11 protein-coding genes are annotated in these 10,200 nt (G+C 73.8%); 6 read left to right on the plus strand and 5 right to left on the minus strand.

Annotated features, from left to right (window positions below; translation table 11 throughout):
- Nucleotides 1-398: 398 nt before the first annotated feature.
- From ACFV4P_RS35080 to ACFV4P_RS35090, 3 genes are all read right to left on the minus strand, one after another.
- The gene (locus ACFV4P_RS35080) at nt 399-1,682 is read right to left on the minus strand and encodes an amidohydrolase family protein (protein WP_380477551.1); all 1,284 of its coding nucleotides are present in this window, start codon (nt 1,680-1,682) and stop codon (nt 399-401) included.
- A 792-nt stretch (nt 1,683-2,474) separates the two neighbouring features.
- On the minus strand, nt 2,475-2,894 hold the full coding sequence (locus ACFV4P_RS35085) for a RidA family protein (protein ID WP_380477552.1): 420 nt from the start codon (nt 2,892-2,894) through the stop codon (nt 2,475-2,477).
- Between the two features lie 44 nt (nt 2,895-2,938).
- Nucleotides 2,939-3,445 (minus strand): cupin domain-containing protein, encoded by a 507-nt coding sequence (locus ACFV4P_RS35090; RefSeq protein ID WP_380477553.1) that lies wholly within the window; start codon nt 3,443-3,445, stop codon nt 2,939-2,941.
- A gap of 83 nt (nt 3,446-3,528) precedes the next feature.
- Between ACFV4P_RS35090 and ACFV4P_RS35095 the strand changes: the two genes are divergently transcribed.
- The 3 genes from ACFV4P_RS35095 to ACFV4P_RS35105 all read left to right on the plus strand — a co-directional run bounded on the left by ACFV4P_RS35095 (nt 3,529) and on the right by ACFV4P_RS35105 (nt 5,461).
- Nucleotides 3,529-4,032 (plus strand): MarR family winged helix-turn-helix transcriptional regulator, encoded by a 504-nt coding sequence (locus ACFV4P_RS35095; protein ID WP_380477554.1) that lies wholly within the window; start codon nt 3,529-3,531, stop codon nt 4,030-4,032.
- Nucleotides 4,033-4,121: 89 nt separating this feature from the next.
- A complete protein-coding gene (locus ACFV4P_RS35100) occupies nt 4,122-4,454 on the plus strand; it encodes a hypothetical protein (RefSeq protein ID WP_380477555.1) in 333 nt (110 codons plus the stop codon).
- A 230-nt stretch (nt 4,455-4,684) separates the two neighbouring features.
- The gene (locus ACFV4P_RS35105; protein ID WP_380477556.1) at nt 4,685-5,461 is read left to right on the plus strand and encodes a hypothetical protein; all 777 of its coding nucleotides are present in this window, start codon (nt 4,685-4,687) and stop codon (nt 5,459-5,461) included.
- A 337-nt stretch (nt 5,462-5,798) separates the two neighbouring features.
- On the opposite strand, the gene ACFV4P_RS35110 is transcribed toward ACFV4P_RS35105, so the two are convergent.
- Nucleotides 5,799-6,563: a hypothetical protein gene (locus ACFV4P_RS35110; protein ID WP_380477557.1), complete on the minus strand. Its 765-nt coding sequence runs from the start codon at nt 6,561-6,563 to the stop codon at nt 5,799-5,801.
- 995 nt (nt 6,564-7,558) lie between these two features.
- Here ACFV4P_RS35110 and ACFV4P_RS35115 point away from each other — a divergent pair.
- The 3 genes from ACFV4P_RS35115 to ACFV4P_RS35125 all read left to right on the plus strand — a co-directional run bounded on the left by ACFV4P_RS35115 (nt 7,559) and on the right by ACFV4P_RS35125 (nt 9,379).
- Nucleotides 7,559-8,188, plus strand: a complete 630-nt coding sequence (locus ACFV4P_RS35115; protein WP_380477558.1) for an isochorismatase family protein — start codon at nt 7,559-7,561, stop codon at nt 8,186-8,188.
- A 25-nt stretch (nt 8,189-8,213) separates the two neighbouring features.
- Complete coding sequence (locus tag ACFV4P_RS35120) at nt 8,214-8,639, plus strand: nuclear transport factor 2 family protein (protein WP_380477559.1); 426 nt, start codon at nt 8,214-8,216, stop codon at nt 8,637-8,639.
- A 293-nt stretch (nt 8,640-8,932) separates the two neighbouring features.
- Nucleotides 8,933-9,379, plus strand: coding sequence for a hypothetical protein (locus tag ACFV4P_RS35125; RefSeq protein WP_380477560.1), 447 nt, complete (start codon nt 8,933-8,935; stop codon nt 9,377-9,379).
- Nucleotides 9,380-9,427: 48 nt separating this feature from the next.
- Here the strand turns inward: ACFV4P_RS35125 and ACFV4P_RS35130 are convergent, their stop codons facing one another.
- Nucleotides 9,428-10,159: a hypothetical protein gene (locus tag ACFV4P_RS35130; RefSeq protein WP_380477561.1), complete on the minus strand. Its 732-nt coding sequence runs from the start codon at nt 10,157-10,159 to the stop codon at nt 9,428-9,430.
- Nucleotides 10,160-10,200 lie beyond the last annotated feature (41 nt).

Below are 10,200 nucleotides of genomic sequence, written 5' to 3' on the forward strand. Positions count from 1 at the left end.
ACGTCGGCCTGAGGAAGAACGTCTGACTGTTGGGGAGGCCGATCCTCACGGCCCCCGAACCCCCTTCGGCCAGGGTGCTCGAGACAACCGTGAACGTGCCACTTGCGAGGTCGGTCACGACCGACCCATCGCCGTTGAAGGTGACTTCCGCCGAATCGACTGGGTGTCACTCGAAGATGTGGCAACCGTGAATTTGGCGGGGAGGACCTCCGGGGGGAGTACGACCCCGGCCGCTCCTTCCAGGACAAGTCCGCCGCGGAGAACGGCTTCGCCGAGGGTGGCTGACGTCCCTGCGACGGCACGCGCCTGTGCTCACAGTGCGGTGATGGTGAGCTTCGGCGGAGCTGCTCGGCCACGGCCCTCTCCCCTTTGCGGCGGTCGCCCGGGGCGGGTCGGGGTCAGGCGAGGGTGTTCTTGTAGATGCGGCCGTCCTTGACGATCACGGCGAGGTTCTTGTCCGGGTCGCCGAGCACGGTGAGGTTCTGGAGGGGGTCGCCTTCGACGAGGAGGACGTCGGCCCAGGCGCCCTCGGTGATCCGGCCGAGAGGGGCCGCCTTGTAGGGGTCGCGCTCGCCGGCGAGCCGGAAGAGTTCGGCGTTTCCGGAGGTGGCGATCCTCAGCGCCTCGACGGGCTTGAAGCCGAAGTGGGTGGACAGCCGGGTGAGCATCTCGTTCTGCAGTCCGGACTTCTCCGGTTCGAGCAGCAGGTCGGTGCCGAAGGCGATGTTCGCGCCCTGCTCCCGCGCCCACGCGAAGGAGTTCGCGACGCCCTCGCAGACCTGCTTGTTCTTCTCGGTGTTCTCCGGGTTGGGGTACTCGTGGTCGCTTTCGAGGAAGGGCTGGGTGCTCAGCCACACCCCGCTGTCGGCCATCAGCTTGACGGTCTCGGGACCGGCGACCAGGTGGCCGTGCTCGATCGACTTGATCCCGGCGGCGATCGCGCGCCGGACGCCCTCGTCGTTGTAGACGTGCGCGGCCACGTAGGTGCCCCAGTCCGTGGCGGCCTCGACCGCGGCCCTGAGCTCGTCCGGCGTGTACTGCAGCACGTCCAGCGGGTCGTAGGCGGAGGCGACCCCGCCGCCCGCCATGACCTTGATCTGGGAGGCCCCCTTCTTCAGCTGCTCGCGCACGGCCGCGAGCACCTGGTCGCGGCCGTCGGCGACGCGCAGGAAGCCGATCTGCTCGGCGCGGGCGTGCGCGCCGCAGGAGAAGGTGTTCGCGCTCTCGTAGACGTCGGAGAAGTCGCCGTGCCCGGAGGTCTGGGAGATCGCGGCCTGGCTGGGGTAGATGCGCGGGCCGGGGAACGTTCCCGCGTCCAGGACCTGCCGCAGCGGGGCGACGTCGCCGGCCATGTCCCGGACGGTGGTGAAGCCGCGCATGAGCATCCGCTCGGCCGCGGCGAGCGCGGTGTAGTAGCCCGTGCCGGTGGCGCCGGTGGTCAGGCCCGCGAGGGAGGTCCCGGTCGCGAAGAGGTGGACGTGCGCGTCGGTCAGGCCGGGGATGAGCACCCGCTCGCCGCCCTCGATGACGACGGTCCCCTCCGGCGGGTTCCGGGTACCGATCGCGGCGATCCTTCGGTCCTGGATGAGCACCGACGTCGGCGGGGTCGGCCCGGAGCGCACGGCGTCGAAGACACGTACGTTGTTGATCAGGATCGGCGCAGGGGGCTGCTGGAGGGTCACGGTCTTCCTCTCGTGGCGGGACAGTGCGAGCCGACGGGACTCACCGGCCGGGCGGGCACCGTCCGGAGCCGGCACGTACCGCTCGTCTCGACCCGGTTGCGCGGGGAAGCGCCGGCGAGGTTCCGGCGCAGAACACCCGAGACAGAGAACCTGCCCGATCTGCGCCCGGCCTCCCGGTGAAGCGTGCACCGCTTCGAGCGGGGCCCGCACCCCGAGCGCACGGCCCACAAGAACGAAGACCGCCGGCCGACGTCGTCCCAGGGCGCCCCGCACTGCGCCGGATCGCCTGCCGGTGGCGCCTGCGCGAGGTCATGGCCACCCGTGGCATGGCCGCCGTCGCCGCCCTGATGCCGCACGTCGGTGACGCGGCATCACCCTCTCGCCGTCCCAGGTCTACCGCCCGGTCCCCGGCGCCCCCGAACGCTGCTCCCTTTCTGTGCCGGCCGCCCTGTGCGCCGTCCGGGACTGCACGCCGTCCGGGACTGCACGCCGTCCGGGACTGCACGCCGTCCGGCCTGGTCGCCGTCCGGCCTGATCGCCAAGGCCGCCGAGAACCTCTCCGCCCGCCGAGCCGTCGGCGCGGACGCCCCGCCCGATCCGAGTGCCCGCCGCCCCGAGCGGATCCGGCTCACCGGGAACCGGCCGGTGGGCGCCGTCCGGCCCTGTGTCCGCTGCCGGCGCCCGGGGTGCGGGACCGGGCGCCTGCCGCCCGGGCGCGACGAGCGCGGGGTGGCCGTCCGCCGTGACTGCGCCGGCCTTGAACGGGACTTCTCCTGTACCCGGTGGGGTGGGTCAGCCCGCTGTCCCCGCCGTCGGCCGGACGGCGACCGCGTCGATCTCGAAGAGCATCCCCGGCAGGGCGAGCGAGGCGACCCCGACGAGCGTCTGTGCGGGCAGCCGGTCGCCCCAGGCCCCGGCCAGGGCCCTGCCGAGGACGGTCAGCTTCTCCGGGTCGTGGTCGACGATGTACGAGCCGAGCCGGACCACGTGCTCGAAGCCGAGGCCGACCCCGGCGAGCGCGGTGCGCAGGTTGGCGAGGGCGAGCTCCGCCTGGGCGGCGAAGTCGCCGGGCACGACCCGACCGTCGGCGTCGGAGGCGTACTGGCCGCCGATGAACACCGGTTCGCCGGGCGCGGAGGCGGCGTGGCTGTAGCCGAACGGCGTCGGGTCGTGCAGGCCGGGCGGGTTGGTGATGGTGCGGGTGTCGGTCACGGGGTTCCTTCCCTGGTGTCGGGCCGAGTTCGGTGCCGGGCGGTCTACGGCTCGGACCGGGCGGCTTCCTCCCGGGCGTCGCGCCAACTCGGCGACTCCAGGAAGTGGTTGTCGAAGAGGTCCTGCTTGGCGAGCAGTTCCTCGACCGTCGCCTCGCCCGCGCGGATCCGCTCCAGCAGGCGGAAGTAGTCGAAGCGCTCCACCCCGGGGGTGATCACGATCAGCAGGTCCGCCCCGGAGTCCGGCGCCGCCGCGAAGGCGTGCGGCAGATGGGGCGGCACCACCACGAGGTCGCCGCTCCGGGCGGTGACCACCTCGTTGCCGACCAGCACCTGGGCCGAGCCGTCGACGACGAAGAACAGCTCCGAGGAGCCCCCGTGGTAGTGCGGAGTGGCGCCGTCCTTGCCGCGCCCCAGCGTGACGCGCAGGGTGCTCAGGGCGCCGCCGGTGGCGCCGGAGTCCGCCAGCAGCCGCCCCTTGCCGCCGAGCATTCCGACGGTCTCGGCTTCGTCGCCCCGCACCACCACGGCTTCCGGTCCGATCGACGTCATTGGCCTCTCCCCACAGCGAGCTCCGATAGTTCCATGGCTGATAGTACTACGTCTAACTATCTCCCATCGAATAATATGCCCCCATGGATCACGTGGACGTCATGCTCGACCAGTGGAGCCGGGAGCGCCCGGACCTCGACCTGGCGGCGGTCGGCACCGTCGGCCGCCTCAGCCGCTTCGCGCTGCTCGCGGGCCGGGTCGTCGAAGAGGTGTTCAAGCAACACGGCCTCCAGCGCGGCGAGTTCGACGTTCTCGCCACCCTGCGCCGCTCCGGCGCGCCGTACGAACTGATGCCCTCCGAACTCGCCGCGCTGCTGCTGATGTCGCGGGCCGGCATGACCAGCCGGACCGACCGGCTGGAATCGGCGGGCCTGGTGGAACGCCGCACCGACCCGGCGGACCGGCGCAGCGTCCGCATCGCCCTCACCGCGGCCGGACGCGCCCTCGTGGACGCCGCCTTCACCGACCACGCGGCCAACGAGACCGCGCTGCTCTCCGCCCTCTCGGGCGAGGAACGGGCCACCCTGGACGGGCTCCTGCGCAAACTGCTCGCCGACGTCGAGGACGCGCAGAGCCCGACGCCCTGACGGCCCCGCCCGAGGTCCAGCCACCCGCGACCGCTCCGGAACGCCGTCGGCCGCCGTACTCGGGGAACGCGTACGGCGGCCGACACCCGGTGCAGTGTGCCGTCCGCGACGACTGCCGCACCTCGACGTACTCCGCCCCCGCCGCGGCCCGGCGCGGCACCTCCGCCGGTTCCGCCACGGCCGCGACGGTGGCCGCAGCCGTCGGCCGGGCGGCGATCGGGTTGCCCGGCCGGCGCCCCGTCCGGGCCCCTCTCACCGCGTCGGCCGGGGTCGAGGCGGTCGGCGACGCCCCGGCCGCCCGGATGCCGCGGTTGGAACGGTGTCCACTGCTCCGGGCGGGGGTCGTCGATGTCGACGGCGGTGATCCCGGGTGGGTGGAGATCGGAGCGGGCCGTGAGGATCAGGCGCTGCTGCGCGCGTAGCGGGCCGAGCCGTACCGCGACCCGGAGGGCGACCGGATCCACGCCGCCGTCCAGGCCGGCACTGCCCTCGGTGCCTCGGTGCCTCGGTGCCTCGGCGTCCGCGGTCCTGCGCCGGCTCGGGGCCCTGTGAGCGATCCCGCCCGGGCCGACGACGAGGCAGGCGGCGAAGTCCAGGTCTGCGGGCGAAACCCCGAAGGCCGGAGCGGATGGACGTGTCAGGATCGCCTGCCATGGAGAACTGGGACGAACTGACCGTCACCGAGCAGGTGCTGGTCCGCCGTGCGATCACCGGCGCCAGCCTGTGTGGCAGCGCGCGGCACATCACGGCCGTGCTGCGCTGGGCCGAGGTGCCGGGGCGGCGCAATGCGTCGCCCGCGGAAGAGTTGGAGCGCGTGCCCGAGCTGGCGGCGGCGGCGCTCCGGCTGGTCGCGGACGGGTGGCTGACGGTGCATCGGGCCCTGAGCGCCGGCTTCGTCCGGGAAGACGGCCCGGCGGTCACCGGCCCGGAGCTGGAGCAAGTGGTCGCCGACCCGGCGACGTGGCTGACGCCGTCGGGCGACGCGGCGGGCCTGCCCGCCCTCTCGCTGCACGCCACCGCCGAGGGACGCCATCGCCGGGAGGTCCGGGCGTATGCGCCGGACGCCCCGGTCACCATCCACCAGCTCGACCTGACGGAGGACGAGGACCGGATCCGGGTGTGCGCCATGGAGGCGAGCGGCTGGCTGACCGGACCGTTCGGGATCCTCGCCGATCTGCCGGCCGCCCTGGAGGGCGAGGAGCTGCGGGCGTACGTGGCCGCGGACCTCGCCCCGCTGGTCCGGTTCGTCCGCGCGGGCATGGTCGAGGTGCTGCACGTCGCGGAGCCGAGTGCCGAGGGCGTCGTCGTCCCGCCGGCGGACCTGCTGGAGGCCTTCAGCGACCGGGAATTGAGCTGCGACGACCGCGACGACTGGGGCGTCGGGTTCACCTGCGTCCTGACCCAGTCGCCGGCGAACGCGCTCCGCTGATGTGCCGGGCCGGAGTCCGGGAGCCGGACACGCGCCGTCGGCTGCCGTGCAACCGGAACGGGTTCGCCGGTCTCGGAGGCGATTTCCTCGCCGTACCGGCGGAGGGTCTCCTCCGGGCCGACGGCCGCGGCGCGCCGGGCGGCGGTGTCGATGCCGAGCGGGAGGTCGTATTCGTCGTGCCGGTCGACGGCCGGGCGGGTCAGCAGCCACAGCGCCCCGGTCCGGGCGCCGGGAGGGCCTGCGGCGGCGATCCGGGAGAGCAACGGAGAACCTGCCCCGACGCCCCTGACGCACAAGGACACCACCCCGGCCGGGCCGGCCCCGGGTCAGTCCCGGGTCAGTCCGGCAGGCCCCGGAACCCGGCGAGCAGTTCCTTCAGCGCCCGCTGCGCGGCCGGGTACGCCTCCTCCACGGCCGGAACGTCGGACGCCGAGCCCGCCGAGGGACGGTTCTGGCCGACCACGGCCACCTCGACCAGGATCCGGCCGTTGGTGCCGTAGAACACGGCCTCGCCGTAGTCCAGGAACCCCGGGCCGGCCGTGCGGAAGGCCGTCAGGTCGCCGTCCGGCGCGAGTTTTCCGTCCGGACCGATGGTCCAGTTCGGCCCCTTCGGCGCAGCCGTGGCGCCGGCCTCGGGCACCGACGCGCTGATCACCGCCACCCCCGGACCGTCCGTGCCCATGGTGGTCCACGAGGTGCTCGCCACCCGCGCGGAGGCCCGCGAGGAGGGGTCCGTGGCCGCCACCGTGCGCGACCCGCACGCCCGACCCGCCGCCAGCAGGTCCACCAGCAGCTTCGTGGTGTCCGCGCCCGGCGCGAGCACGTACACGCTCGCCCACATCCCGTCCGACTCCGCCGGGATGCGCAACTCGTAGATCGCCGCCGGCACGGGCACCGTCGCAGGCCCGACCCGGATCCCGTCGTCGACCCGCACCCCGGACATCGGCTGCTCCACCCGGCAGGGCGACAGGGCCAGCGGCTTCCCCTGCCCGGGACGGAACACCTCCCCGCCGCGCAGCCCCGCCGTGCCGGGCACGTACACCGACTCGACGATCTGCCGGATGTGATCGGACCCGAACTCCGTGCCCTCGACATCGACCACCGCGCCGGCCCCGGCCGCACCGGTGCCGGAGCCCGCGCCCGCCGCCGGCGAACCTCCCCCCGAACACCCGCTCGCCGCGACGCAGAAAAGCCCCAAGACCGTTGCCAACCAAAGGCGTTCAGCGATCCGCATGCCCGCACGCTACCGCCGCCGCCCACCCGCCGTCCGCCCAACGGCCGACCCGCCCGGCCGATGGGTCCGCGCCGGAAGGCTCCGAGCCGCCTCCCCGACGGCCGATCACCCGCGCCCGTCGCCGACCCCGCGCCACCCCCACCCGGTTCAGTGGATTCGCGCCAGTGCCACGGGGGCCGTCCACGCCGAACGGACAGGACGCTGCGACGGCACACGGCACGTCACGTCACGTCGGAAACGTCGCGGCTCACCGCGGCCGCGCTGCGACAGCGCCGCGACAGCGCACCGGCCGGAGCCGGACACAGCTCGCCGCCGGCATCGGCCCGACGCAGGACAGGGTCTCCCGCCGTCAGCCCGGCGCGCAGTCCTGCACCCTGGGCGAAGGCCGTCGCCGACGCAGGCCGGGACGGCGTTCAACGCGAGGACGCCGATGCCGAACCGGGCGATGCCGAGCTGGGCGGAGCGGCGCTGGGCGACCAGGCCCCGGCCGGCGCTCACGTGGCTGCGCCGGGCTTCGGCGGTGATGCCGTCCGGGGCGGGGCCCGTCGTCCACTCGGCGGCCGGGACGTCGGGGCGGGTGCGGACCCCGGTGACTGCGGCGGCGACGATTCCGCCGACCGTCCCGGCCGGGAGCGCGGCGCCGCCGGCGTCCTGCTGGACGTCGGCGAGGTGCCCGGCAATCGGGTCGGCGGGCCCGGCGGTGCGGTTCCTGAGGTCGACGATCGCGCGCACCGGCAGGACCGGCGCCGTGAACGGGCACCGCCGGTGGGCGTCGCCCAGCGTGTGCGCCCGAGCGCATACGCACGAGCCGGGGCGGAGCAGACCGGACTCGACCCGGATCGGCCCGACGGGCCGACGGCGTCATGACCGCGCTCCGGCTCCCGCCCACCGTCGACAACACCGCCTTGGTCCTGATCGACCACCAGGTCGGCACCATCGAGTGGGCCGGCGAGCTCGCCGGCGAGGACGAGCGCGACCAGCTGCGGATGTGGGTGCGCACGGTGGTGCGCTTCGCGGCGGCGGTGGGCATCCCCGTCGTCCTGACCAGCAGCCTGGAGGACCAGCAGCAAGGCCGGCTCCTGCCCGACCTCGAAGCCCTGGCGCCCACCGAGTACGCCGCCCGGGTACAGCGGGCGGGCGTCATCAACGCGTGGGACGACCCGGCGTTCGTCGGGGCCGTCCGCGCGACCGGTCGCAGGAACCTCCTCGTCGGCGGCCTGACGACCGAGGTGTGCCTGGTGCCGCCGGTCCTGTCGGCGATCGACGACGGCTTCGGCGTCGCCGTGCTGCTCGACGTGTCGGCCGCCGGCACCCGCACCGCCGCCGCCAACAGCCGCGACGCCATGCAAGCGGCCGGGGCGGAGCTGCTCACCGCGGTTCCGGCGATGACCCGGCTGCTCGGCAGCTGGCAGAGCGAGCACGCCGCCGCCTTCTTCGACGCCATGGGCAGCGAGGGCGTCTTCGCCGCCTACGCCTGCGGAAACCTCAGGTAGCAGCCCTCGATCAGGGAGCACACGCATGTCCATCACCGCCGCCGACCGCTTCGAGATCCACGAACTGCTGGCCCGCTACTGGAAGACCGTCGACGAGGGCGACCTCCAGGGCTTCGGCGCCACCTTCACCGAGGACGGCAGCCTCACCAACTACACGGGCACGACGACCGGCCGCGAGGCACTCGCGCAGTGGCTCGACGCCTACGGCCCGAGCCGCGTCGGCAACCGGCACATGAGCACCAACACGATCATCACCGAGATCGACACCGACACGGCCACGGTCTGGAGCTACATGGTCGTGATCGCCGCGTTCGAGCCGCGCACCCAGACACCCCACGTCGCGTCCTACAGCCGGTTCAACGACAAGGTGGCCCGCGTCGCCGGCAGGTGGCTCTTCAAGGAACGCGTCATGGACGACCTCGCCCTGAACGCCATCGACTACCCCGGCTGAGCCGCCCATCGCAGGTCGCACAGCCGTGCGGCCTGCCGAAGTCCGGCGGTGCGCGCCGCAGGCAATGGGCGCGGCGCGCACCTGACGCCGTTCTTTCCCGGGCGGCGCGCCCGGCTACCGCTGTGTGCGGGTGGCGTCCTCGACGGCGGCGGCCGGGCGGGTACGGACGTCGTCGGCGGCGCCGCGGGTGGCCGCGTCCGGGGCGATCAGCTCGAGTGCGGCGGCGAGGACAACAGGTAGCGACGCACCTCCTGGTTCAGGGCGTCGAACTCCGCGCGGGACATCGGGCGTTCATGCCCGGCACAGGTCTTGGCGGCCTCCCGCACCTCCGGGGCGGAATCGGCCACCAGCGCCGCGCGCGAGCGCGCGTCCAACTGCTCCCAGCCGCGTTCGCACAGCAGCGCACGCACCTCGGGGTCCGGGTCGGCGGCCCAGCCCGCGAAATCCTCCACCAGGCCCGCGCCGCCAACGCGAAGCTGCGCCCGTGCTGGACGTGCCGGGGCTCGATCGGCGGCCAAGAGGACTCGGAGCTGGAGCTGACGGAGAAGGCCGGCCCCAACCGGCTGGAGTGCCCCGGCTGCGAGCAGGACCGCCAGGAGGAGGAGCTCGGGCCGCTGGTCCTCCCCGCGCCCGCCAAGTGCGAGCAGATGGCCGCCCTGGTATCCACCCCCACCGATCCGTGGTGGGACGTCCGGGTCCTGCACGCCAAGTTCTACCCGGCGAAGGAACGGGCGGCATGAACGAGGCCCGGCACGGTAGCGTTCCCGTGCCGGGCCTGCTTTTCCCGGTCAGCTCGTCTGCCAGACCGTCACCTCCAAGGTTTGCCGCCCGCCGCTGCTGCCGAGCACCTTGAAGTACCCGACCCGCATTTGGTTGGTACCGAAGCAGGCGACAGATCCCGTCTGTACGTCCACCGTCCGCTGCCCCGGGTGCGAGTCGAGCAGGTCTGCGCAACCCGGACGGTCGGGCACCGAGGGTCCCTCCCAGAGCACGATCGTGTTCCCCACCAGTTGCCCCGGTTCGCAGACCAGCCCGCAGGCCAGGCCGAGGTCTCCCAGCGGCGCCCGCTGTGGCGGGACCGGGTCCAGCGACCAGCCCGTCGTCGGCATGCCGTTGGCGCTTCCGTCGTCAAGCGTTAGCTTCCCGTGCCAGCGCACCTGGACGGTGGCCGTCGGCGAGTGCGTGGGTACGACGGACGACGGTGAGGATGGCTGCGGCTCCGGCGGGGAGGGCGAGGGCTGGGCGGCGGCCGAGGACGAGGCGGGCCCGGTCACCGTCGGCGGTGGCGGTGGCGGTGGTGCGGCCGTGGCCGATGGTTCGCCGCTGGGCCCCAGCAGGGCGGTGACCTGATGCCAGTTCGAGAACCCGAGCCAGGTGAGGATCGTGAGCACCGAGGTGGCGACGCCGAGCCACACCACCAGGGACTGAACGCGGCTGCCGCCCGTCGCCGACCCACCCGTGCCGCCCGCTGACGCTCCGGCGTCGTCCTCGGGTGCGGGGCTGGTGCTTTCGTCTGTCATCGGCTCCCCCTCCATGTCCGCACCCGGGAGCCGGAGCCGCC

Source organism: Kitasatospora sp. NPDC059795, from assembly GCF_042732175.1.
GTDB lineage: Bacteria > Actinomycetota > Actinomycetes > Streptomycetales > Streptomycetaceae > Kitasatospora.